Origin of the sequence: Neotamlana nanhaiensis (assembly GCF_000943555.1) — a bacterium.
Lineage (GTDB): Bacteria > Bacteroidota > Bacteroidia > Flavobacteriales > Flavobacteriaceae > Neotamlana > Neotamlana nanhaiensis.
In genome coordinates this window covers 67,881-93,581 of record NZ_JTDV01000001.1, presented here as the reverse complement: position 1 = coordinate 93,581, position 25,701 = coordinate 67,881, and the positions used below count along the sequence as shown (strand labels likewise).

17 protein-coding genes are annotated in these 25,701 nt (G+C 35.7%); 16 read left to right on the top strand and 1 reads right to left on the bottom strand.

What is annotated here, in order from left to right; all coding sequences use genetic code 11:
• Position 1 precedes the first annotated feature (1 nt).
• From PK35_RS00410 to PK35_RS00340, 15 genes are all read left to right on the top strand, one after another.
• Entirely contained in the window at positions 2–1,141 is a 1,140-nt protein-coding gene (locus PK35_RS00410; protein ID WP_044624702.1) for a CaiB/BaiF CoA transferase family protein, read from the top strand.
• On the top strand, positions 1,134–2,357 hold the full coding sequence (locus tag PK35_RS00405; RefSeq protein WP_044624701.1) for an ABC transporter substrate-binding protein: 1,224 nt from the start codon (positions 1,134–1,136) through the stop codon (positions 2,355–2,357). The genes PK35_RS00410 and PK35_RS00405 overlap by 8 nt, the downstream gene beginning before the upstream one ends.
• Before the next feature lie 3 nt (positions 2,358–2,360).
• Positions 2,361–3,431, top strand: coding sequence for a Gfo/Idh/MocA family protein (locus PK35_RS00400; RefSeq protein ID WP_044624700.1), 1,071 nt, complete (start codon positions 2,361–2,363; stop codon positions 3,429–3,431).
• Positions 3,432–3,639: 208 nt separating this feature from the next.
• On the top strand, positions 3,640–4,083 hold the full coding sequence (locus PK35_RS00395) for a MaoC/PaaZ C-terminal domain-containing protein (RefSeq protein WP_044624699.1): 444 nt from the start codon (positions 3,640–3,642) through the stop codon (positions 4,081–4,083).
• A gap of 45 nt (positions 4,084–4,128) precedes the next feature.
• Positions 4,129–5,175: an L-rhamnose/proton symporter RhaT gene (locus PK35_RS00390; protein ID WP_044624698.1), complete on the top strand. Its 1,047-nt coding sequence runs from the start codon at positions 4,129–4,131 to the stop codon at positions 5,173–5,175.
• Positions 5,176–5,293: 118 nt separating this feature from the next.
• Entirely contained in the window at positions 5,294–5,980 is a 687-nt protein-coding gene (locus PK35_RS00385) for a LamG-like jellyroll fold domain-containing protein (RefSeq protein ID WP_052825716.1), read from the top strand.
• 131 nt (positions 5,981–6,111) lie between these two features.
• Positions 6,112–7,596 (top strand): pectate lyase, encoded by a 1,485-nt coding sequence (locus PK35_RS00380; RefSeq protein WP_238320843.1) that lies wholly within the window; start codon positions 6,112–6,114, stop codon positions 7,594–7,596.
• Between the two features lie 13 nt (positions 7,597–7,609).
• Complete coding sequence (locus tag PK35_RS00375; RefSeq protein ID WP_052825710.1) at positions 7,610–10,396, top strand: T9SS type A sorting domain-containing protein; 2,787 nt, start codon at positions 7,610–7,612, stop codon at positions 10,394–10,396.
• A 4-nt stretch (positions 10,397–10,400) separates the two neighbouring features.
• Entirely contained in the window at positions 10,401–12,947 is a 2,547-nt protein-coding gene (locus tag PK35_RS00370) for a hypothetical protein (protein ID WP_044624696.1), read from the top strand.
• Between the two features lie 14 nt (positions 12,948–12,961).
• Positions 12,962–14,509 (top strand): family 43 glycosylhydrolase, encoded by a 1,548-nt coding sequence (locus PK35_RS00365; RefSeq protein WP_117624636.1) that lies wholly within the window; start codon positions 12,962–12,964, stop codon positions 14,507–14,509.
• A gap of 5 nt (positions 14,510–14,514) precedes the next feature.
• Positions 14,515–15,873 carry an MGH1-like glycoside hydrolase domain-containing protein gene (locus PK35_RS00360; RefSeq protein WP_044624695.1) on the top strand — a complete coding sequence of 453 codons (1,359 nt, stop codon included), beginning with the start codon at positions 14,515–14,517 and terminating at the stop codon, positions 15,871–15,873.
• Positions 15,874–15,909: 36 nt separating this feature from the next.
• Positions 15,910–16,656, top strand: coding sequence for a cupin domain-containing protein (locus PK35_RS00355; RefSeq protein WP_162182419.1), 747 nt, complete (start codon positions 15,910–15,912; stop codon positions 16,654–16,656).
• A gap of 19 nt (positions 16,657–16,675) precedes the next feature.
• Entirely contained in the window at positions 16,676–17,686 is a 1,011-nt protein-coding gene (locus PK35_RS00350; RefSeq protein WP_044625163.1) for a zinc-binding alcohol dehydrogenase family protein, read from the top strand.
• 13 nt (positions 17,687–17,699) lie between these two features.
• Positions 17,700–18,527, top strand: a complete 828-nt coding sequence (locus PK35_RS00345; protein WP_044624693.1) for an amidohydrolase family protein — start codon at positions 17,700–17,702, stop codon at positions 18,525–18,527.
• Between the two features lie 17 nt (positions 18,528–18,544).
• Positions 18,545–19,339 (top strand): SDR family oxidoreductase, encoded by a 795-nt coding sequence (locus PK35_RS00340; protein ID WP_044624692.1) that lies wholly within the window; start codon positions 18,545–18,547, stop codon positions 19,337–19,339.
• Here PK35_RS00340 and PK35_RS00335 read toward each other — a convergent pair.
• The gene (locus PK35_RS00335; protein ID WP_238320842.1) at positions 19,336–21,858 is read right to left on the bottom strand and encodes a rhamnogalacturonan lyase family protein; all 2,523 of its coding nucleotides are present in this window, start codon (positions 21,856–21,858) and stop codon (positions 19,336–19,338) included. The two genes, PK35_RS00340 and PK35_RS00335, sit on opposite strands and share 4 nt — an antisense overlap.
• 239 nt (positions 21,859–22,097) lie before the next feature.
• Between PK35_RS00335 and PK35_RS00330 the strand changes: the two genes are divergently transcribed.
• On the top strand, positions 22,098–25,544 hold the full coding sequence (locus tag PK35_RS00330; RefSeq protein ID WP_131474381.1) for a T9SS type A sorting domain-containing protein: 3,447 nt from the start codon (positions 22,098–22,100) through the stop codon (positions 25,542–25,544).
• The last annotated feature ends 157 nt before the right edge of the window (positions 25,545–25,701 follow it).

Here is a 25,701-nt window from a genome sequence, read left to right as displayed (position 1 = left end):
GATGAAACCATTAGAAGATTACTTAGTTATCGATTTTAGCCAGTTTTTATCTGGACCTTCTGCTAGTTTACGATTAGCCGATTTGGGTGCACGCGTTATAAAAATTGAAAAACCAACCACAGGCGATATTTGCCGAACCTTATACACTTCAGATTTAATAATGAATGGCGAATCGTCCATTTTTCATACAATTAACAGAAATAAAGAATCCTTCGCAGTTGATTTTAAAAATCCTGAAGATTTAAAAATAATCAAGCGGCTATTAGAAAAAGCCGATGTGGTTATGCATAATTTCAGACCCGAAGTTATGAGTCGTATTGGCTTGAGTTATGATGATGTAAAAAGCATTAGCCCAAATGTGGTTTATGCCGAAATTTCGGGTTATGGCAATCATCCAGAATTGGTTGATAAACCTGGTCAAGATTTATTATTACAATCGCTTACCGCATTAACATGGTTAACAGGAAATCAAAATGATGGTCCTGTAGCTATGGGATTATCCATCGTCGATATGTTGGCAGGCGCGCATTTAGCACAAGGTATTTTAGCTGCGCTATACAAGAAAACAGTAACTAACACAGGTGCACTTGTACAAGTAAGTATGTTGGAGTCGGCACTCGATTTTCAATTCGAAACCATAACAACGTTTTTTAACGATGGTGGCGAATTACCTGTGCGTACAAAAAGCAATAATGCGCACGCCTATTTAGGTGCGCCTTACGGAATTTATAAAACGAACGATGGGTATTTGGCGCTTGCTATGGGTTCAATACCAGTTTTAGCCAATTTGTTACAGTGTGATGCATTGCTAAAGTTCCCAGAAAACAAGTTTGAGTTACGCGATAAAATTAAAGCAGTTTTAGCAAAACACTTAAAAACACAAAGCACCCAACATTGGTTAGATATTTTAGAACCTGCAGACATTTGGTGTGCTAAAGTGTTGAATTACCAAGAACTGTTTCAAGAAGAAGGTTTTAAGGTGTTAGACTTTGTACAAAAAGTAACTATGGGAGACGGTTACACATACGAAACCACACGTTGCCCAATAAAAATTGATGGCGAATTATTTTTTGCAGACCAAGGCTCACCAAAACTAGGTGAGCATAACGAGAAAATTTTAGAAGAATTAATACATGGATAAGATAAAAATTGCCGTTAGAAAATTTGAACCTTTTGAAACCGCTTTACAGAAGCTGTGGGATGCCTTTTGTGCTGAAAATAGTTTGACTATAGAAGCAGAAATGATTCCGTTAGAGCTTCACGATTTATACGAAGCCACCTTAACAAAAAAAGGCTTAATCAACGGCGATTGGGACATCGCGCACATCAATACCGACTGGATTTTTGATGCCGTAAATGCTAGTGCAGTCCAAAATTTATCACCATATATCAAAGAAAACCCACCACAAGATTTTCCTGAAGGATGGCATAAATCGTTATTACATCTTCAAGAAATAAATGGCAATGTGTATGGTTTACCATTTCATGACGGACCAGAATGTTTAATTTACCGAAAAGATTTATTCGAGAATCCAGAAGAACAACAAGCCTTCAAAAACAAGTTTGGTTACCCGCTACAACCACCAAAAACGTGGCAAGAATTTACAGAAATAGCGGCGTTTTTCAACAAACCAGAGCAAAATTTATATGGCTGTGTATTTGCAAATTATCCAGATGGTCATAACATGGTTTTCGATTTTTGCTTACAATTATGGACACGAGGCGGATCATTATTAAATCAAGAAAATCAAATACAAATCAACACACCAGAAGCGGTTAAGGCTTTAAATTTTTACAGAGCGCTCGTAAATAATGAAAATACAACCCATCCAGAATCAATAGGTTTTGGCTCGGTTGAAGCAGGCATGGCATTTGCAAAAGGCGAAGCCGCTATGGCTATTAATTGGTTTGGTTTTGCATCCATGTGCGAGGTTATCGAAGCTTCAAACGTAAAAGGAAAAGTAGATATCACCGAACTACCAAGCGACGCTAATCATGCATCAGCCTCATTAAACGTGTATTGGTTATATACGATTGGCTCGGGAAGTAAACATAAGGATTTAGCCTATCAATTTTTAAAATTTGCCACCACAGCGCAAAGCGATAAATTATTAACCAACGAAGGCGGAATTGGGTGCCGAAAATCCACTTGGAACGATACCGAAATCAATAAAACCATTCCCTATTATCACAAATTAAGCAAGCTACACGAAAACGCTTTAACGCTACCACAAACACCTATTTGGCCAAAAGTAGCAGAATTAATAGATCATATGGTTTTAGAAGCCATAACTACCACTATTTCATCAGAAATCTTGTTAGAGAACACCCAAAAGAACATTCAAAATATTCAATAAAAAATGACGATTACTTACAAACCAGAATTACCAAAAACAAAACAGCCAATAATTATTATTGGCGCCAGCGGTATTGTAAAAGACGCCCATTTGCCTGCATATAAAATGGCAGGATTTGAAGTTTTTGGAATCACAAACAGAACCATTTCCAAAGCATATGCCATGGCAGAAGCACATGGTATTCCTCATATTTTTACTACGGTTGCCGATGCCGTTAAAAATGCGCCAGAAAATGCCGTTTACGACATCACCGTATTACCCGATCAGTACATCGAAATTTTAGAACAATTACCCAACGGAGCCACAGTGCTTATTCAAAAACCAATGGGTAACGATTATAAACAAGCCCAAGCCATTGTTGAAGTTTGCGAACGTAAAAATTTGGTAGCAGGTATTAATTTTCAGTTGCGTTTTGCATCCTTTGTAAGCGCTGCGAGAAACATGATTAATCAAGGTTTAATAGGCGATTTGTACGATTTAGAGTTTAAAGTTACCGTAAAAACACCGTGGGAACTGTTTCCAGTAATCAAACAACATCCAAGGTTAGAAATCTTGTTTCACAGTGTTCATTACATCGATTGTATTCGTTCTTTTTTAGGCAATCCCGAACGTGTTATGGCACGTACAACCAAGCATCCTTTAAAAGATTTGTCGTCGTGTCGTTCAACAATAATACTTGATTATGGCGACACTATCAGCGTAAAAATCAATACCAATCACGATCACGATTTCGGAACACAAAACCAGGAAAGTTATATAAAATGGGAAGGCACCAAAGGCGCTATAAAAGCAAAAATGGGCTTGCTCATGAATTATCCAGATGGTTTACCCGACGCTTTCGAGTATGTAATTCTAGAAGAAGGTAAACAACCCGAATGGAAAACTCTCGAACTCGAAGGTTCGTGGTTTCCAGAGGCGTTTATCGGTACCATGTCTAACCTCATGCGTTTTAAGGAAGGCACAGACCAAGTCTTGCACGTCAGTGTTCAAGATGTTTTAGATACCATGAAGGTAGTCGAGGCCTGTTACGAAAGTAACAAAAATGGCGGCGTACAATTAACCAAATTAAATTAGAAAATCAATATGGGCGTTACCACAAGGGTCGGGCTTTCCGCTATATCTTTTAAAAACCGTCAGTGCGAGAACAGAGTTTTTTGCAACCATTCTAATCATGGTAATCATGATGAGCTGTATCGATATGTTTTTAAAAGGATGCCGCTTCAATCCCTAACGCAAATCAGAACTCTAAACAATAAATCTATCAACAAATAAATAAGTAACCATGTATTTTAAATCCATATTTTTTGAAGACTATAACCTAAACGAAAAACGGGCAACCTTAGGAAGAACCATCACCGAAACCGATTTTGTGGTGCATGCAGGACACACAGGCGATTTCTTTCCGCATCACATGGATGAAGAATGGTGTAAAACACAACCTTTCGGACAACGAATCGCACACGGCACCATGATTTTTAGCATCGGTATTGGTTTAACAGCATCCGAAATAAACCCAGAAGCATTCTCAAAAGGTTACGACCGTTTACGATTTGTAAAACCAGTACACATTGGTGATACCATACATTCAGAAATCACCATTTCCGAAAAAACAGATGCCAAACGACTAGAAATGGGCACCGTAACCGAGCATGTAGAAATTATTAACCAACGCGGGGAAGTTGTTCTAGTATGCGATCATATTTTACTAGTAAAACGAAAGTCGTAAATCATCAACTATCAACCAAAAACTAACAACTAACAACTAAAATCAATGAATTCATCAAACTCACTATTAGGTATTTTGCTTCATGCGGTTGGCGGTATATCGGCATCTACCTGCTATTTACCAAGCACCAAAACTAAAGGTTGGTCATGGAATACGTTTTGGTTAGCACAATCGCTATTTGCGTGGTTAGTAGTACCATTAATAATTGCCTTATTAACGGTTCCTAATTTTTTCGAAATCATTGTACAAGCACCGTCAAAACCATTTTGGATGGCTTTCTTTTTAGGCGCGGTTTATGGGTTTGGAGGCATGTCGTTTGGTAAAGCAATCAATCATATTGGTTATTCTTTAACTTACACCTTGGCTATTGGTATTTCGGCAGTTGTAGGTACTATAATGCCTCTATTTGTTTTTGGCGGATTAAACGATTTTTTTGCTAAACCAGGAGGTAATATCGTTCTGTTAGGTATGGTTTTATCTATAGTAGGCGTGAGTATTTGCGGATGGGCAGGTTTTAAAAAAGAAAAAGATTTACAAAGCAAAACCGCCAACAAAGCAGGCTTTAACATGATGCTTGGTTTGGTACTTACCATAGTTGCTGGTGTATTATCGGGTGTTTTTAATTTATCACTTGAATACGGACAACCAATAGCAGATTTGGCTGCAGAAAACGGCGCAGGACAATTTGAAGGTAACGCAAAATTGGTCGTATCAACTTTTGGATGTTTCGTAACTAACGTCATTTGGTACGTTGTAGCTGGTGTAAAACAAAAAACAATCTCGGAGTTTTTAATTGATGATACTCAAAACCGAAGCAATAGCGTATTGGTAAAAAACTGGTTTTTATCGCTTTTAACAGGTGCCATGTGGTGTTTGCAATTTTTCTTTTACGGTTTAGGTCATGTAAAAATGGGAGAATACCAATTCGCAAGTTGGGTTCTGCACATGTCTATGTTAATTTTCTTTAGTTACATAGTAGGATTGATTATGAAAGAGTGGAAAAACGTAACAAAGAAAACTTATATTTTATTAGTATTGGGTTTGCTGGTTTTGGTACTATCTTTTTGCGTTACAAGTTATGGAAGCTATTGAACACTTTAACGCTTCATTTGAACAAAACTCTTAAAAATCAATACATTTAATATGATTAAATAGGAATAGGAACAAATTTTGAGTACATTTAAGTAATCGATTGCATAAATTTGCTTTTATGAAACCAACTATAAACCATAAGACTACATTAACCATTTTTTTAATGATGATTTCATTAATGGTTTATGCTCAGGAACCTGAAGAGGATTTTGGTAGTAAACGAAATCTAGAATGGCTGGTTTCTGATTTTTTGAGTGCGAAATTTTCAGATGTTCAAATAAATGGTTCTCCAAAAACAGTAGATTCTCCTTACGGTGATGCCGTATTTTTTGATGGAATTGATGATGCAATTTTTTTAGATTTTAATGCCTTGGAATCTTTTGACGAATTCACTATTGAAATGATTTTTAACCCAGCTATTGATGGTCCTTTTGAGCAACGTATTGTTCATATAGGTGAAGTTTCAGGTGATAGAATGTTACTTGAAATAAGAACAACTGATGAAAATTGGTATTTTGATGGCTTTGTGGCATCAAAGGGAAACAAGTTGGCATTAATTCACGAAGAACTTCTTCATCCTTTAGGGCAATGGCACCATGTTGCTTTTGTGGTTTCTAAAACAATGCTATCAACTTTTGTAAACGGCAAATTGCAGTTAAGTGAGCCTTATGTCTTTTCTTCCATAAACCAAGGAAAAGGTTCTGTTGGCGTTCGTTTAAATAAACGATCATACTTTAAAGGAAGTATTTACAAAATTAAAATATCCCCTAAAAAACTTAACCCTAAATCATTTATGGAATTTTAAAAGAAAAACCAACAGAAAACTAAAATAAACCAATGAGACACCACCACAAATTATTAATAATAGTCTTAATGCTTTTTACATTTCTGTCGAAAGCACAATCTGAAATAAGTAAAAATCAAATCTTGCAAACAATGCAAAAGGCTACGGGATTTATGGTGGAAGAGGTTAGTTATAACGGTGGCTATCTATGGTATTACATGCCAGATTTTTCTAGGCAATGGGGTGAAATGGAAGCATATAAAACCATGATTTGGTTGCAAAATCCAGGAACGATTAGTATGGGACATATTTTTTTGGATGCTTACAACGCAACAAAAAATGAATACTATTATAAAGCAGCCGAAAAAGCTGCAAGAGCAATTATTTGGGGACAAAGTGAAGAGGGTGGATGGAATTATATGATTGATTTTGCAGGAGATAAATCGCTTAAAAAATGGTATGCCACTATTGGAAAGAATGGTTGGAGATTGGAAGAGTTTCAGCATTATTATGGAAATTCAACATTTGATGATGATGTTACCTCTGATGCGGCACGATTCCTCATGAGAATGTATCTTGAGAAAATGGATCCGACTTATAAACCAGCGTTAGACAAGGCTATAAATTTTGTGTTAAAAAGTCAATATCCAAAAGGAGGATGGCCACAACGCTACCCGTTAAAAAATGAATTTGAAAAGCAAGGATTTCCTGATTATACTTCTTTTTATACGTTTAATGATGATGTAATTTGGGAAAACATTAATTTTTTAATGCAATGTTATTTGGTGTTGGGTCAAGAACGCTTTTTAGAACCTATTTATCGAGGTATGAATTTTTACAAAATTTCACAAGATCCATGTGGTGCTTGGGGTCAACAAGTTAATATGGAAATGAAAGCAGCTAGTGCAAGGACTTATGAACCTGCTGCATATTTACCAAGTGCCACTTGCGACAATGCCTTACTACTAATAAAATTTTATAAAATTACAGGTGATGAAAAATATCTCGAAGGTATTCCCGCAGCCATAAAATGGCTAGAAAAAAATGCCTTGCCTAAAGAGAAACAAGAGGGAAGAAGAACTCATCCTACTTTTGTTGATGCAAAAACCCACAAACCTATTTATGTCCATAGGAAGGGCTCGAATGTAAAATTTGGAAGATATTATATTGATGATAATGATAAAAATTTACTCTCTCATTATTACGGAAAAGCCTTTGTGCGTTTGGAAGATTTAAAGAAAGAATATGCTAAAGCATTGACGCTAACAAAAGAAGAAATATTGAAAGATTCACCATTAGCACCAAAGCGTTTTTTACAGTACCAAACACCTCAAGAATATTACATTTTGAGTAAATCTAGATCTTATTTTCCTATAGATACAGCTTCAGTTATTGAAGTAATTAACGAACTTGACAAAAACGGTAGGTGGCTTACAACGCAAGCATATGTAAGCAATCCTTACATTGGAGACGGGGTAAAAAATGAACCAACAACCCTATACGCAACAACTAGTGTTGGAGATGAGACAGATACCTCACCATATCCCAATGAAACCAATCAAGAATATATATCTACAAGAGTATATCTTCGAAATATGCGAATATTATTAAATCAATTAAATCAAAATAAAAATTAAGAAAAAAATTACAATGAAATTGTTTCCACAAACTTTTAAAAACGTAACAAGTTATTTGTTTTTAATGTTTTCAATTATGGTTACCAGTGCATTTTCGCAAAACCCCGTGGTAAAAATCGACTTTGACCAATCAGGAAGAAGTACAAGCGAGGTTGGTGAGCCTGATTATACACCTTGGGTTGTTGGTTCGGTACCTACAACTTCCATGACCGAAAATGGAGTAACTTTTACAGTTTCTAAAGCAGGTGCTTCTGGTACAGAATTAGGAACCAACTGGTATAAAACAGGAATTCAAGCACCTAATTATGCTAGACTTGTTTGTGATGGTGTAACCGTAAAAAATGGAACAGCCAACCAAGGCGGACAAATAGAATTGCGAATTAGTGGGCTGGAAACAGGAAGCCATACATTATTGGCCTTTTTAAATGCTGTTGACAGCCCTGATACAAATACTTTTAGTCCTATTGATATTTCAATAGATAATATTTTGGTGGAAAATGATGTAGTTCCTACGGTTAGAGCTTTATCAACTCCTGAGGCAAAATCAGTATATTTAAATTTTGAAGCAACAACAGGAAATGATGTTGTAATTTTATTTGCATCTGAAACTTCAGGTTCCGAAAACATAAAAAATGTTATTTTAAATGGTTTTGAATTAAACACACCTAACATTTTTTATCAAGCAACAAACCCAGTACCATCGAATAATAATGAGCATGTTGAATTAGCTTCGGGAGGTGTTTTATTAGAATGGACTCCTGCAGATAGTGCAGCTAACCAAAATATTTATTTTGGAACAGACGAGACTGCTGTTGAAGTGGCAAATACTTCATCGTCAGAATACCTGGGCAATCAAACAGTTGGTACCGATTCTTATCAATTAAATGGTCTATACACTGGTGAAACATACTTTTGGCGTGTTGATCAAATTACCTCTGGTGGAGAAGTTACTAAAGGAAATACTTGGCGTTTTCGTCCTGCGCAATTAGCTTTTCCAGGAGCCGAAGGTTACGGACGATTTGCACGTGGTGGACGTGGTGGTCAAGTTGTTATGGTGACTAACTTAAACGATAGTGGTCCAGGTAGTTTTAGAGAAGCTGTTACTAATGATGTTGGTCCGCGTACAATTGTTTTTGCAGTTTCAGGAATTATAAATTTAAACTCGCGTTTAGTCTTAAGCGATCCTTACGTAACCATTGCAGGACAAACGGCTCCAAGTAAAGGAATTACTATTGCTAGAGCACCTTTTGGTGTTACTGGAGATGATTGCATTGTACAAAATATTAGAGTGCGCCTTGGTGGCGGACAAACCTACGATGGTATGGGGCTTACGGGTGCAGACCATAGTATTGTGGACCATTGTTCTATCAGTTGGACGATAGATGAAGCCTTTAGCTCTCGTGGCGGACAAAATTTAACACTGCAACGTACTTTAATTTCTGAAGCTTTAAATGCAGCAGGTCATCAAAATTATCCAGCAGGTACCGAGCATGGTTATGCGGCTTCAATTGGTGGCGATGTGGGGAGTTTTCATCATAACCTTTTAGCTCATAATTACGGGCGTAACTGGAGTCTGGCAGGTGGGTTAGATGGTAGTGGTTACTATGCAGGCCTTCTGGATATCACGAATAACGTGGTTTACAATTGGGGCTCAAGAACGACAGATGGTGGTACAAAAGAGTTAAACTTTGTTGGTAATTACTATAAACCAGGACCAGGTATGCAATTGTCGCGTTACGCGTTAACAGTCGATCATGAAAATGTGGGTATGGGCATGCAACGTGCTTATTTTGCAGGAAACAAAATGCCTGGATATTTCGATGAGTCTAATCAAGATTATGGCAGACGATCAAGAGATAGAAATGGTGCCAATACAACTTACGACACCTTTGTTGATGTACCTTTTTTTGAGTCTCACGTAACAACGCAAACCGCAGACCATGCATACAAAATAGTACTTTCAGATGTTGGTAATACGGTTCCTGTTTTAGATGATCATGATTTAAGAATGATTTCAGAAACCCTAAACGGAACATACTCGGTAACAGGAAGCTACACTGGTAAAAAAGGTTTTCCGGATGATGAAGCCGATTCAGGTGGATATGAAGATTATCCTTTTATAACAAGGGCTGCAGATTGGGATTCTGATAATGATGGATTGCCAAATTGGTGGGAAGAAATTATTGGTACAAACATAAACTCAGGAGCTGGAGATTATTCTGACGCAAATGAGGATAGCAATATGGATGGTTATACCAATATGGATTATTACTTACAATGGATGAGTTTGCCACATTATAGCACAGAATCTGGAGAAATGGTTAGTGTCAATTTACAAGAATTATCAAGAGGATTCACAAGTAGTCCTGCTTACCAAGTATCAAATATTGTGAATGGTTCAACTAATTTGGTAGGTGATATTTTAGAGTTTACACCAACTACTGAAGGTTTCGGTTCTTTCGATTTTACAGTTACTGATTCCGAAGGTGATAGTATGACACGCACAGTAAATATTTTAAATGGTTATGATTTATCATTATCAGTTGATGAAAAAATAGTTGAAGATTTCAAGATTTGGCCAGTACCAAACAATGGCTCCTTTTCAATACAAATGAAAGGTAATTTTGATGATGCGGCTTATAAAGTGTACGATATTTTAGGCAAAGAAGTGTCTGAAGGGTTAGTTAAGGTTAATATGGCTAACAATATAAAAATCAATACTAAAGGTGTTTTCATTATAAAGATTATTGAGCCACGTTCAAAACAAATATTGCGTACTCAAAAAATTATAATCAATTAGCACTATGCAACTTAAAAACAAATCATATTGGGTTTTACTAATTGCTTTTATTGTTCTTAATATAAGTATGACGGCTCAAAACTATCCTCAAGGTCTTTCAAAAGAAGTTGTTTTTTGGGGAGATTATATAAATTACAAGAATAAAAATATTCAATTAGGGCCTAAGGCATTTTTTATAGATGGAAGTTTAAGCAACAATGAGGTAGCTCAATATGATTTTGTTTTCAATTCAATTAACGAAGCTTCAAAACATTTAACCAATGGAAATGAAGATTCTCCCATGGTACTTTACATTGCGCCTTGGGTGTACTGGATCGACAATCCTGATGATCCTGAAATTAGAATGCCTGATACAGTTGGAGGCTCACCAATAGGTTTAGAAATTAACTGCGAATGGTTAAAATTTCGAGGATTGTCAGATAATCCAGAGCATGTTATTCTGGCTTGTAATAGAGGTCAAACTATGGGCTCTAAAGGTAATTTCACCATGTTTCGTATTAATGGCAATGGTACAAATACAGAAAATATAACTTTTGGAAATTATTGTAATATAGATCTGGAATATCCATTAAATCCGAAATTAAACAGAGAAAAAAGAGGTTCGGCAATAGTACAAGCTCAACTTATTTTTTCAAATGGCGATAAGATTGTGGCTCGAAACACGCATTTTATAAGTCGTTTAAATTTGGGGCCTTTCTGGGGAAGTAAACGCACGCTTTTTGATAAATGTCATTTTGAAATGACCGATGATGCACTTAACGGTAGTGCCGTGTATTTAAATTCTACGTTTGAGTTTTACTCTTCTAAACCTTTTGGGCATACCGTAGGTACAGGCGCTGTTTTTTTAAATTGTGATATTAAAGCTTTTACAAGAAATACTCAATATTTTGTAAAAGGCCGCGGACCTGTAGCTGCTATTGATACGCGTTTTATTTCTGAAGATTTAAGTTATATAGGTTGGAGAGATATTCCAGATTTAGAATCGAGATATTATCAAAGTAATATAACTCTCAATGAAAACCCTCTGTTTATAAGTAAAAATGAATCATACGCCACTGTTGATATTTCAAAAAAAACACTGCTTGATGCCTATCGCATTACGTATAATGACAAAGTAATTTATAACACTTACAATTTATTAAAGGGCAATGACGATTGGGACCCCATGGGTATAAAATCGATTGTTCAACAAATTGAAACAGAAACAGGGAAAATTTATTCTTCAATTCCAACACAACTTGTTGTAAAGTCAACACAACAAAAAATTGAAACAGGAAAAGATAGCTTGCTTCTCGAAACTATAGTAAATCGTTTTGGTAATTTTAAAATGGAAGGTGAAACTATTATTTGGAAAGTTTCAGATGAATTCAAGTCATTTGTAAAATTAAAAGATAATGAAGACGGTACTTGCCTAATCATTCCAACCAACGATGTAAATGAAACCAAAAAAGTTATTGTTTCAGCATCGACACCCTATGGTTTAGAATCAGCAACGGTACTTTATATTGCGCCTTCTTTTTTAAATCCGCCTAAATTCAAGAAACTTCCAAAAATTAGTACGCCTAAAAAAGGGAAGCTTAGTTTATATTATGATTTGGATATGTCTTTTGAGGACCAATCTATAATCAGTTGGTATCGCTGTAAAAATGTAAATGGTGATGAACCCATTGAAATAGCTGTTTCAAGGTTTGATAATCCATTAAAAACATATCAACTTTCTAACGGCGATGTTGGATTTTACATCATGGCAAGTGTATCTCCAAAGCATTTGCGCTGTAACCCAGGAGAAGCGAAATCTGTTGTTTACAAAAAGTCAATTTCCGAAAAAGATGTAAAAAGTAACCCTAAAATTTTGGAAGCAAATTTCGAAACGATGTCGGGCAAATATCAACCACAAGTTTTACAAGGTTTTTGGACTTTAGATAGTTATGCGCCTTTAGATACTAAAGATTTTAATTGGGAAGCAGATAATAGCCAAGACCATTGGTATTACGGAGAAGGCATTAATGGAGCTGCTGGGGTTAAAGGTTTTGTACAAAATACCAAAGGAGCAAGAATGCGTTACACGCCCGTTGACGATAGTTTTGGCGATATGAAAATCAGCTTTTTGGCTGTGCCTTCAAAAACTGCTGGCCAAGGGTTTAGCAGCGCCAGAATGCAGTATATGGATGTTGGCATAAAGATGGATACCAAAAACATGAATGGCTATGCTCTCCGTTTAATCAGAACCACAAAATATAGTGATGCTATTGATTTCGTTATTATGAAATACGAAAATGGTAATGCAACCGCAATTAGCGAAGCTATTTCAGCAACGTGTTATCGTCCTAATTGCAAAATTACTGTTGAGGTTAAGGGCAATAAATTGTTGGTGCATGCTGAAAATACGGAAGATTATTTTACACCTCACAATGCATCAGAAGTTGTTAAAGTAGTTAATATGGAAACTGAAATCATGCCAAACACTTTTGGAGGTGTTAGTTTTCAGCACACAGGAACTGTAAGAAGTGGAGCAACATTAATTAAAGATTTAAAAATAGAATGGTTCTAAAAGATAAAATTCAAATGAAAAAACTAAATTTTAAATCAGTATTTATTACTATAACAGTATTGTTTTCTATCACCATACTTACAAATTGTAAAGAAGAAAACGAAACAAAAAAAGAAGTAGAAATACTAACAGAACAATCAACTTATACAAATCCTATTTTAGGAGGTGATTATCCAGACCCTTCAATTGTTAGGGTGGAAAGTGATTATTATATGACGCATTCGTCGTTCAATTATTATCCAGGTTTGATTATTTGGCATTCAACTGATTTGGTAAATTGGACGCGTATTTCTCATGCCTTGACAAAAAATGTGGGATCTGTGTGGGCACCAGATTTAGTGTTTGTTAATGGAAAATATTACATTTATTTCCCTGCTGGCGGAACCAATTGGGTGGTTTATGCCGATTCACCAAATGGTCCATGGAGTGAGCCAATAGATTTAAAATTAAGCGGATATATTGACCCCGGTCATTTAGTTGATGAAGATGGAAATAGGTTTCTGTATCTATCAAAAGGCTATATTGTGAAGTTAACCAATGATGGTTTAGCAACAGCTGAAAAACCTGTACAAAACTACGAAGGCTGGCAATTTCCAAAAGAATGGAGTACAGAGTGCTTTTGTTTAGAATCTCCAAAATCAACAGTAAAAGATGGTTATTATTACTTAACCACTGCCGAAGGCGGAACAGCAGGACCGGCAACGGCTCACCTAGTGGTTTCAGCGAGAGCAAAATCACCTTATGGGCCTTTTGAAAACTCGCCTTACAACCCGATAGTTCATACTGAAAATAGAAGTGAACGCTGGTGGAACCAAGGTCATGGCACTTTGGTTGATGATATTAATGGAAATTGGTGGATTATGTATCATGGCTATGAAAAACACTTTCAAACATTAGGTCGCCAAACATTAATGCTGCCAATTGAATGGACTGAAGATGGTTGGTTTAAAGTGCCAGATAGTATTAATGCTTCAGATTATATTGAGTTTCCTAAGCTAAAAATTTCAGAAGCTTCACACGGTTTAAGTGATGATTTTGATAATGAAACATTAAATCTTCAGTGGCAATTTTATAAAGACAATGCACCAGAAAGAGTAAGTTTTAATGAAGGAAAAATCATTTTTAAAGCAAAAGGAAAATCATTTGCTGATAGTTCGCCAATTTTGGTGAATAGTAGTGACAGAAAATACGAAGTACAAGTTGAGTATACTATTTTGGATGATGTTGAGTTTGGGTTGTGTTTGTATTATAATGAGGTAGCAAATATGCACATTTCGGCAACCAAAGAACGCTTTGCAGTATTTAATAGGCAACGCCGAAAAATTAGTGAACCAAATACTTTAGGAAATCATGGTTACCTCAGAATTCTAAATGATGAAAACGAAGTAAGTTTTTATTTTAGTAGTGATGCCAAAAATTGGTCAAGGGTTGAACGTACAATTGAAGCAAGTGGCTTTAATCATAATGTTTTTGGAGAGTTTTTAAGTCTTCGTGCCGGTTTGTTTGCTTTTGGTGAGGGACAAGTACAGTTTGATAATTTTGTGTATAAAAAAATAGATTAAAATTCATGAAAAGGTTTTTACTAAATTTTGCGATGTTTTTTATGGTTTCGATGTTTTATGGTCAGCAGTCCGATTCCATTTCCAACTATTCAAACATCATAAAATCATATGTTTATAAGGATTACAAAAAAATGTATAGGCCAGCTAGTGGTGCATTAACGTATCCTTTTCTCACTCCTGGAAGCAATCAGTACGCAAATGTGCTCTGGGATTGGGATTCTTGGTTGAGCAACATTGCACTTAGGCAAATATTATCTGATATTGGTTCTGAAAAAGATAAGAAAGAAGCCATTAAATATGAACAAGGTTGCGTGCTTAACTTTTTGCATTATGGTGAGTGGGATGGCTATTTGCCTATAGTTATTTGGGAAGATTCTAACCCGCGTAGTGTTTTACCCGAGAATATTTATGATGTTAATATGCACAAACCTGTATTAGCGCAGCATGCGGCATTTTTAACAAAAACAAATGATGGAAATGCGGAGTGGCTTCGCGAGAAATTTTATCATTTACAGGCTTTTGTAAATAACTACAAAACACATCATCGACATAAATCTACAGGGTTATACTATTGGCAAAATGATGTGGCCATTGGTGTAGATAATGACCCTAGTACATTTTTTAGGCCTGCCAAAAGCTCTGGCTCTATTTATTTAAACTGCTTGATGTATAAAGAACTTCTGGCTATGGTTTATTTGGCCAAACAGTTAAACCAAGATGAAATAGGAAAAGAATTTGCCAAAGATGCAAAAGAATTGAAGGCAGCAATACAAGAACATTGTTGGGATGAGCGCGATGGGTTTTATTATAGTGTAGATTTAAATTTGACTTCAACAAAAAACCGATTAGACAACACTTTGGGTAAAGGTTTTATGATTCATAGTGGCTATCCACGTGATTATGATTGCCTCATTCAACGTATTGAGGTGTGGTCTGGATTTTTAGCACTATGGGCAGGAGTAGCCACACCAGAGCAAGCCCAACGCATCGTAAATGAGCATTATTCTAACTCCAAAACTTTTAACGCTCAATCTGGAGTACGTACACTTTCCAAAATGGAAAAAATGTATAGTATGCGTGCTAGTGCCAATCCTTCAAATTGGAGAGGTCCTATTTGGGGCATTTCAAATTATATGGTTTTTAAAGGTTTAAAAGATTACGGATTTACGAATGAAGCTAAAGAAATCGCATCAAAAACCATTTGGTTATTTGGAAGGGATTTTGAAAAAAATGGTGCTTTGCATGAATATTATGAGCCAGAAACAGGCGAACCGCTTTTGAATAAAGGTTTTCAAAACTGGAATTATTTGGTTTTAAATATGATAGCTTGGATGGAAAATAAAAAAGCAGTTGAAGAATTTTAATAACATTTACCTATGAAAAATTTAATAATTAGTTTTGTGTGCCTATCAACAGTAGCAGTCTTTGCACAATTAAAACCTGTACAAGATGGTGTTTATAAATGGGGTAATTTTGTTGTAAACAAAGGTGAAGAGAGAGAATCTAGAGCAATTCTAGAAGGCACTTCGCCACATTTTGAATATTTGGAAATTCACGCGACTACTCAATATCCTGGGGCTAAACCCAATGAGCCAAATGCAAATGATGATATTGAAGAACTTATTATAGTCAAGGAAGGTTTAATGAAAGTTACCAATGAAGGGAAAAGTGAAATTATTGGTCCAGGAAGTGTCGTATTATTCATGCCAAAACAAGTGCATTCTATTGAAAATGTGGGAGACAATAACCTCACTTATTACATCATGAGCTATAAATCAAGAAAACCAATGAATATTGAACGTGGCGAAAAAAATGGAGGTTCAACAGTTTATAACGCTAATAATTTAGAATATAAACCAAGCGAAAAAGGAGGTGGTATTGCTTATTTTGATAGGCCAACTGCAATGTGCGACCGATTTGAAATGCATATTACAGAACTAAATAGAAAAGGATTAAGCCACAAACCTCATACACATATAGAAACCGAGATTATCTTGATAATATCAGGTGATACAGAAATGATGATTGATGGCGAAACTTATAAAGCATCTGCTGGCGATTTTTACTTTGCTAATTCCCAAACGCTTCACGGCGTTGGCAATGCAAGTGATGAATCCTGTAAGTACTTTGCTTTCAAATGGAATTAATTTTACAGAAATACATATAATGAAATACATAGTTTGTGAAGAGCCCGGAGCATTTCAATTAAAAGAAAAAGATGTTCCAAAACGAAAAGCTGGTGAAGCCCTTTTAAAAATAAAGAAAGTAGGAATTTGCGGAACCGATTTGCATGCCTATGGAGGTAATCAGCCATTTTTTACCTACCCAAGAATTTTAGGACACGAATTAGCATCCGAAGTTTTAGAAATCGACGAAAATGCAGAAGGTATAAAAATAGGCGATAAGGTTGTTGTTATGCCATATTTAAGTTGTGGAACTTGTATTGCTTGCAAAAACGGTAAAACCAATTGTTGTACCCAAATTAAAGTATTAGGCGTTCATATCGATGGTGGTATGCAGCAACAAATAACAGTGCCAACAAATGTACTTTTAAAAGCTAATAATTTATCCGATAATGAAATGGCCATTGTAGAGCCTTTGGCTATTGGTGCGCATGGCATTCGTCGTGCTCAAATAAAATCGGGAGAAATTGTTGCAGTTGTGGGGTGTGGTCCTATTGGTATCGGTATTATGAAGTTGGCCCAAATAGCAGGAGCTAAAGTAATAGCTATAGATATGAATGAGCAACGATTGGCCTATGCTAAAGATAAAATTGGTGTAGATTATGTTGTTAAAGCAGGAGAGTCTGCTGTTGAAGAAATATCAAAAATTACAAACGGTGACTTATGTACGGCAGTGTTTGATGCTTCTGGAAACAAATTTGCCTTAGAAGCTTGTCCAAGTTATATGGCACATGGCGGACGTTTTGTACTCGTGGGACTCTCAAAAGGCGATTTAACCTATAATCATCCTGCAATTCACGCAAAAGAAATAACTTTAATGTGTAGCAGGAATGCCACTACCGAAGACTTTGAACACGTTATTAGTGTGTTAAATCAATTTCCAACAGAATCGTTTGTAACGCATCAAGTAGATTTTACCGAAATGATTGCTAATTTTGATAGTTGGTTAAAACCCGAAACCGGAGTTATGAAGGCAACAGTAAGTTTTAATTAAAATATAAAGTGAAATGATTATTGATGCACATCAACATTTTTGGCATTACAATCCTATAAAACATAGTTGGATAGATGATGACATGGCGGTTATTAGAAGAGATTTTTTGCCCACCGATTTGCAGAATGTTTATAAAGAAAATGGCATTGATGGTTGCGTAGCCGTTGAAGCAGATCAAAATATTGAAGAAACTCAATTTTTATTAAAATTGGCCGAAGATCATAGTTTTATTAAAGGTGTAGTTGGTTGGGTTGATTTACAGTCTGATGCAATAGAATCGGTGCTAAATAATTTTTCAAAATACAATACATTAAAAGGGTTTCGTCATGTTGTGCAGGCGGAACCCGATCATAATTTTATTTTGCGACCTAACTTTTTAAATGGTATTGCTGCTCTAGAAAAATACCAGTACACTTACGATATTTTAGTATTTCCGCATCAGTTAGGAGCTGTTTTAGAGTTTGTAAGGCGTTTTCCAAATCAGAAATTTGTTATCGATCACATAGCAAAACCGTATATTAAAGATGGTTTTTATGATGGTTGGGCGTTTTTAATGAAAGAAATAGCCAAACATGAAAATGTGTATTGTAAAGTTTCTGGAATGATTACTGAAGCGGATTATAATAATTGGACAGAAATGCAATTAAAGCCATATTTAGATTTAATTTTTGAGGTATTTGGCACAAAAAGAATTATGTTTGGTTCCGATTGGCCTGTTTGTTTGGTTGCTGGAAATTATAGCGAGGTTAAAAATATTGTAAACAATTATATTGATACTTTTTCAATTACCGAGAAACAAGCCATTATGGGCGAAAATGCCGTAAGATTTTATAATTTATAAAACCAACTATTTTAAATATGAACTTACAATTAAAGGATAAAGTTGTTGCTGTTACCGGAGCAGCTGGAATTAAAGGAAGTATTGGAGAAACTATTGTACAGCATTTAGCAAACGAAGGTGCTATTCCAGTTATTATTTGCAGAAATGATCGTGGATTTGCCTATGAAAAAGAATTACAAGAACGCGGTGTTGATGCTATTTTTATAAAAACAGATTTATCGGATTACCACCAAATAGAAAAAGCGGCTAAAAAAATTGAAGAAAAGTATGGCCGATTAGATGTGCTTATAAATAATGTAGGCGTTAACGATGGGGCAGGGTTAGATGCTTCTATGGATGATTTTATGTATTCTTTGAAATTAAATATGGTAAGTTATTTTGCTATGACTAAGTTTTGCTTGCCTATGCTAAAAAAATCAAAAGGAAATATTTTGAATATTGGCTCTAAAGTAGCTTTAACAGGTCAAGGAGGCACATCGGGTTATGCGGCTGCTAAAGGTGGAGTTTATGGCTTAACGCGAGAATGGGCTGTCGATTTGTTGCCTTTTGGTATACGCTGCAACGCCATAGTAATTGCCGAAAGTTGGACACCAGCTTACGATAATTGGATAAAAACCCTTAAAAATGGCGAAGAAAAGCTTAAAACTATTGTTAGCAAAATTCCTTTAGAAAATAGAATGACAACCCCTGCTGAAATAGCCAACCAATGTTTATTTACTATTTCGGCGCTATCATCGCACACCACAGGACAATTTATTGCCGTTGATGGCGGTTATGTACATTTAGATCGTTCGCTTTTACCACTTAGTTAATCTAAATCGAACATTTCGGCGCCAAAATAAAAGCTTGTAAATGGAGGCTGGTTATAAGCCACATTTTGCCATGCAATGCTTAATCGATATTGCGGATCTTGCATCAAACTATTCATTCTATATGACGTAGGTATTGTAGTGGTGTAAATGTATAAATGACTATTGTTTTTTGTGCGCCAAATAACTTCTTCGCGCCAATCTCCAAAAATATCGGCACTTAAACAAGGCGTAGCTTTTGTTCCATTGTTGGAAGCGCAATTTTTTGCCGTTAAAAGGTTTTCAGTAGTTTGTAATTGCCAATTCCATTTGTCTATTCTGTTTTTATCTAAAAGTTCACGTGTTAAATCGCCATCCCACCAAATGGCAAAATTGGTTGAGTTAGGTGTATTTTTACAAATAGTATTACCATTAACATCTCTTAACCCGCCTGGACCACCCCAATTTTCGTAACCCCGATGGGTAGGATCAATATCTGCCGATAAACCTCTACCAACATCTACACCTGGACCTTTACTAAACAAAATATGTCCATTTTTAGCATCAAACATAGCTACACCAGGTGTTTTAAATTTTAAGGTTTTGCCTTCACTTTCATGTATGCCAAAGACTTCTAAACCAGGTTTATCAGGATTCATATCAGTAAGTGAAAGTGCATCGCCATGTCTTAAACCTGTTGAGTACAAACCTTTGCCGTTATCATCAATGGTCATTGCGCCAACACAAAGTTCATCATTACCATCAAAATCTACATCGGCAACGCTAACATGATGATTAGCTTGACCAGAATACGGATTTTCTCTGTCTTTAGAATCGAAAACCCAGCGTTTACCAAGTTTATTGTCTTTAAAATCCCAAGCCGCAACAACTGTTCGTCCATACCAACCACGAACAAATAATGCACTTGGTTTTTCGCCATCGAGGTAAGCCACGGCTGCCGAAAATCTATCAGCGCGACCACCGGTATTATCGTTATTACCATTTCCGCCATAACCACCCCAACCATTTAAAGGATATCTGTTAGGAATATAATTGGTTGTGGCTAGAGCTTTTCCTGTTAATCCTTCGAATACCGTTAAATATTCGGGACCATCAACTATTTTTCCGTATGTAGGCAATGAGTCGTTATAGGTTCTCCAGTCTTTATTAGCGTCACCAATTATGTTTCCTTGGCCATCAATAGTGCCATCGGCGGTTTTACACATAATTTCAGCACGACCATCGCAATTAAAATCATATACAAGAAATTGAGTATATGCTGCACCGGCACGTATATTTTTACCAAGATTTATACGCCATAAAAAGGTGCCATCTAATTTATAGGCATCAATTAATTCTTCGCCTGTTAAACCTTTTTGCGGTGGATTTTTAGTTAATGTAGGTTGCCATTTTAAAATAATTTCATATTCGCCATCACCATCTAAATCACCAACACTAGCATCGTTTGCGTTATAGGAATAGGAAAGGCCGTTTATAGTTTTTGGTGGTGGTATATTTAAAGGAATTTTTAGAAAGGGTTCTTTTGAAGCTTCAGCCGATAATGTAAAACTGTTCCATTTTGTGAATTTTGGTGTTTCAGAAGATTTACAAACAAAATAAGTATTGGTAACATTTAAACTAACATTAGAGTCAATAAAGAAAGTACCTTTTGAAATTGGGCTTGCATTGATTTTTACGGGTTTTGAAGCGCCTGATTTTCTGTAAACATTAAAAGTTTGATTCTTAGCATCAGATTTTAGTAGTCTCCAACTAATAAACACAGAATCTGGTGAATGATTAACAGCTACAACGCCTCGATTTAGGTTTTCAGTAAAGCGCACATTTTCACTGTTTAATTGAGTGATTTTAAAATTTTTAAGTTTTAAGTGATTCTTTACAGTTCTAAATCCAAAATAGCCCTCGGTATATGGCGTATAGTCTATGTATTTAAAAATAGGTTTGTTGTTTAAGTAATATGTTATTAAACTGTCTTTGCAAACAATATCAATATGTTTCCAAATATTGGGTTTTATTAAGTGTACACTATCCTTGTATTCTTTAATAATTTTTGGTCTAATCTTATCTTTTTTAAAAGCTTCAAAATTACCGTCGTATTTTCTAAATCGGGTAGTGGTGTTACTGTTTCCGCCATAACCCACATAATACATCGCTAGGGAATAGTAATTACCAAATATACCATGACGCCATTTAGATTTTTTAAAAAAGTCGTTAGGATTTTCAGGATCGTTAGCCATCCAAAAGCAATTTAAATCGGATACTCTGTCAAATTCGCCACCATTATATACTACTAAGGCATCATAAGAAATTTTAATATTTCCAGCTAATTTGTGTTTATACCATAGGGTTAAACCGTTAGGTGTTATAATTTCAAGAGTATTGGCTTTGGTTGTTAAAGAGGTATTTGGGTTATTAAATTCGGCGACCCATTGGTGTAAATTTTTAAAATCATCTTTAAATAAAATAGGTTGAGTGACGCATGATGTTGTATACAGAAGTAGTAGCGATAAAAGTTGTAATCTCATATTGTGGTTTAGTTGGTGAAAATCTTGTTATGAAGGTAATATTAAAATTCAAATGATATAAAATAATCTTTTTATTTAGACTATTAAAAATATGAATTGTTTAATTATGAGTTATAAAATCGTTCATCGTTCAAATTTATCTGTAAATTTTTATTAATTCTTTAATTTTCAGTCGGAAAAAATGAGGAAAAACCACTTCATTGTAAAACTATTTTTAACTAAACTTAATTCATTAAACTATGAGAAAAATTACATCAATTTTGATGATAATGCTTTTTGCTGCATTATTACCAAATTCTCTCACAGCACAACAAGAGGTGCTGTATTTAAACAATGCCAATACCACAGACGAAGGTGGAGCGGCTTCTACACCAGGTGATGATGCCATTACACGAATGCTAAATGCCGATGCGAACTTTAATGTAACGGCAGGAACAATTGGTGGAGATGGTACCATAACACCTTCAGATCTTTCGGGGTACGATTTAATAATTGTGCAAGAAAGCGTATCGTCAGGTAATGCAGCCTTTATTCCAGATGTTGGTCCTTTAGCCGTTAAAAGTATTACCGTTCCGGTAATTTATTGTAAATCGGAAGCGTTTAGAAACGGAAAAGCAGTTACCGATGCCAATGCTGGTATTGCAAGTAACAAGAGTAGCACAATGGTTACTGTTCCTGTAGCAAATCAATCGAATCCTTTATTTAGTGGTATTGATTTTTCTGGTGGTGATGATATTGAATTATTCTTTAATACCACAAACGATAATGGTACACCAGGAGGCTCAACAGCACTTAAAGTACTTAATAATTTAGATATTTCGAATGCTGCTGGAGGGACTTTGGCAACTACACCAGAAGTTACCGATGCGGCTTCATCTATTGTAATTAACCATATTCCTTCTGGAACACAGTTGGGTGAAACAGCTACCGATGTTACAGCTCAAGATATTGTAGCATTTGCATTTGGATATGGCGCGCAAGTTTCTGGAGATGGAGTTAATATTACTTCGGAAGCCTTAACTATTTGGAGAAATGCAGCCTATATGCTTACAGGTTTAACCGTACCAACAACTTTATATGAAAACACTCAAGAATTATCGAGAGTATTATATTTAAACAATGCTAATACTAACGATGAAGGCGGACAAGCCTCTGTACCAGGAGACGACCCAATTACAAGAATGTTGGTAGATGATATTAACTTTGAAGTAACTGCAGGAACTATTGGTGGAGATGGTACTATTACACCATCAGACCTTTCTGGTTACGATTTAATAATTGTACAAGAAAGTGTATCGTCTGGTAATGCGGCCTTCATTCCAGATGTTGGGCCATTAGCTGTTAAAAGCATTACGGCTCCTGTAATTTATTGTAAATCTGAGGCGTTTAGAAATGGAAAAGCAGTTACCGATGCTAATGCAGGTATTGCAAGTAATAAAAGCAGTGTTTCTGTAACTATTCCAGCTGCTAACCAATCTAATCCTTTATTTAATGGTATCGATTTTTCTGGAGGTGATGATGTTCGTTTATTTTTAACAACAGCCAATGATAATGGTACACCAGGAGGTTCAACAGCAATTAAAGTACTTAACAATTTAGATATTTCTAATGCTGCTGGTGGTACATTAGCTACTACACCAGAAGTTATCGATGTGGCGTCATCAATTGTAATAAATCATATTCCAGCTGGAACACAACTAGGCGAAGTTGCTACCGATGTTACAGCACAAGATATTGTTGCATTTGCCTTTGGTTATGGAGCGCAAGTACGTGCCGATGGTAAAAATATTACATCTGAAGCCTTAACAATTTGGAGAAATGCAGCTTATATGTTAACAGGAAAAATGATGCCAACTGAACTTTATGAAAATGAAGAGGCTGCGAAAAAAATTCTTTATGTTAACCAAGTTGGAGTAGGGCAAGGTGCTGGTGCATCAGCTCCAGGAGCCGATCCTGTTATTAGCATGTTAGAAAATGATGACAACTTTTATGTAGAATATATTGAAACGGCTTCAGACGGGTCAGCAATCCCTGATTTAGGAGGTTTCGATTTAGTAATTGCTCAAGAAACTATTAGTTCTGGTGCAGCTTTATTTCAACCAGGTGGTGCATTAGGAGTAAAAGATGTTACTATTCCAATTATTTATAATAAAACTTGGGCGTTTAGAGATGGTAGAGCTATTACTGATAGCGATGCGGCTGTTACAGCAACTCAAAACCTTTCGGTTACAGCAACAAATACAAACCATTTCTTATTTAAAGGTATCGATTTTTCAGGAGGAGACGATATTAGAATATTTAAAGAAGCTACAGCAAACGATGATGGTAGCGTTGGTGGTACAAAAGCCATTGATGTTTTAAACGGTATAGACTTCTCTAGTCCTGCTGCTGCTACTATTGCAACAGTTCCAGAAGTAACCGATGCTAGTTCTGCGATGGTTATTAACTATTTACCTAGTGGTACGCAAATTGGTACAGCTGCTACCGATGTTTTAGGAGTAAATGCTGTTGCATTATCTTTTAGCTATGGTGCTACAATTATGGGCGATGGTGCTAATATCTCGCATGAAGCCTTGACCATTTGGAGAAACGCTGTTTACGCTTTAATTTTCGGTATTAGTGAAGTACCAGCTACTTTAGTTGATAATCCAAATTATACAACTCCTAAAAAATTACTTTATGTTAACCAACAAGGTGTAGGCCAAGGAGCAGGAGCTTCTGCAGCAGGCGCCGATCCTGTAATTGAGATGTTTATAGCAGATAGTAATTTTGATGTGGATTATGTTGAAACACCAGCAGATGGTAGTTTAATTCCAGATTTGTCTGGGTACGATTTAGTAATTGCTCAAGAAACTATTAGTTCTGGTGCAGGTTTATTTATGCCAGGTGGTGCTTTAGGTGTTAAAGATGTTACTATTCCAATTATTTACAATAAAACTTGGGCATTTAGAGATGGTAGAGCGGTTACCGATAGTGATGCTGCAGTTACAGCTACACAAAACGTTTCTGTTACAGCAACAAATACAAACCACTTTTTATTTAAAGGTATCGATTTTTCTGGAGGTGATGATATTAGAATATTTTCTCAAGCGACCGCTAATGATGACGGAAGTGAAGGCGGAACAAAAGCTATCGATGTGTTAAATGGTATTGATTTCTCTAGTCCTGCTGCAGCAACAATTGCAACGGTACCAGAAGTTACAAATGCAAGTTCGGCAATGGTAATAAACTATTTACCAACAGGTACACAAATTGGTACCGCTGCTACCGATGTTTTAGCTGTTAATGCAGTGGCATTATCATTTAGCTATGGCGCAACAATTATGGGCGATGGCGCAAATATTTCTCCTGAAGCCTTAACTATTTGGAGAAACGCTGCTTATGCACTTGCCTTTGGTATTGCTGATGTACCAGATACATTAGTACAAAACCCAAATTTTGTATTAAGTATTGATAAAGTAGGTGAAGTTTCAAATGTATCATCAAATGTTAGAGCTATTGGAAATAGAATTTATATTTCTGATGTAAAAGCATCAACCGAAGTAAATATTTATAGTCTTACAGGAGCTTTAGTTAAAACTGTAAAAACTAATGAAGATACCAGCTTTAATTTCGGTACTGGAATTTGGATTGCTACTGTAAAAACTTTTGAAGGAGCTAAGGCTGTTAAACTTTTAGTTAAATAGTAAAATTTAGCAAAATATTTTAGCTTTATTAAAGGCTGCTCTGAAAGGGCAGTCTTTTTTCGTTATTGTTAAAATAACTTGAGTTTTATTCTACATTAAAAAATTCATTACCGTGATTGCATTGAGCGTATAAATGTAATTTTAAAACCTAATGATT

Coding starts and splice junctions, on each gene's coding strand:
- PK35_RS00335 (WP_238320842.1), bottom strand. CDS start 21,858: ATGAGATTACAACTTTTATCGCTACTACTTCTGTATACAACATCATGC.
- PK35_RS00385 (WP_052825716.1), top strand. CDS start 5,294: ATGAAACCAACTATAAACCATAAGACTACATTAACCATTTTTTTAATG.
- PK35_RS00405 (WP_044624701.1), top strand. CDS start 1,134: ATGGATAAGATAAAAATTGCCGTTAGAAAATTTGAACCTTTTGAAACC.
- PK35_RS00365 (WP_117624636.1), top strand. CDS start 12,962: ATGAAAAAACTAAATTTTAAATCAGTATTTATTACTATAACAGTATTG.
- PK35_RS00380 (WP_238320843.1), top strand. CDS start 6,112: ATGCAAAAGGCTACGGGATTTATGGTGGAAGAGGTTAGTTATAACGGT.
- PK35_RS00400 (WP_044624700.1), top strand. CDS start 2,361: ATGACGATTACTTACAAACCAGAATTACCAAAAACAAAACAGCCAATA.
- PK35_RS00360 (WP_044624695.1), top strand. CDS start 14,515: ATGAAAAGGTTTTTACTAAATTTTGCGATGTTTTTTATGGTTTCGATG.
- PK35_RS00340 (WP_044624692.1), top strand. CDS start 18,545: ATGAACTTACAATTAAAGGATAAAGTTGTTGCTGTTACCGGAGCAGCT.
- PK35_RS00330 (WP_131474381.1), top strand. CDS start 22,098: ATGAGAAAAATTACATCAATTTTGATGATAATGCTTTTTGCTGCATTA.
- PK35_RS00370 (WP_044624696.1), top strand. CDS start 10,401: ATGCAACTTAAAAACAAATCATATTGGGTTTTACTAATTGCTTTTATT.
- PK35_RS00390 (WP_044624698.1), top strand. CDS start 4,129: ATGAATTCATCAAACTCACTATTAGGTATTTTGCTTCATGCGGTTGGC.
- PK35_RS00350 (WP_044625163.1), top strand. CDS start 16,676: ATGAAATACATAGTTTGTGAAGAGCCCGGAGCATTTCAATTAAAAGAA.
- PK35_RS00410 (WP_044624702.1), top strand. CDS start 2: ATGAAACCATTAGAAGATTACTTAGTTATCGATTTTAGCCAGTTTTTA.
- PK35_RS00345 (WP_044624693.1), top strand. CDS start 17,700: ATGATTATTGATGCACATCAACATTTTTGGCATTACAATCCTATAAAA.
- PK35_RS00395 (WP_044624699.1), top strand. CDS start 3,640: ATGTATTTTAAATCCATATTTTTTGAAGACTATAACCTAAACGAAAAA.
- PK35_RS00375 (WP_052825710.1), top strand. CDS start 7,610: ATGAAATTGTTTCCACAAACTTTTAAAAACGTAACAAGTTATTTGTTT.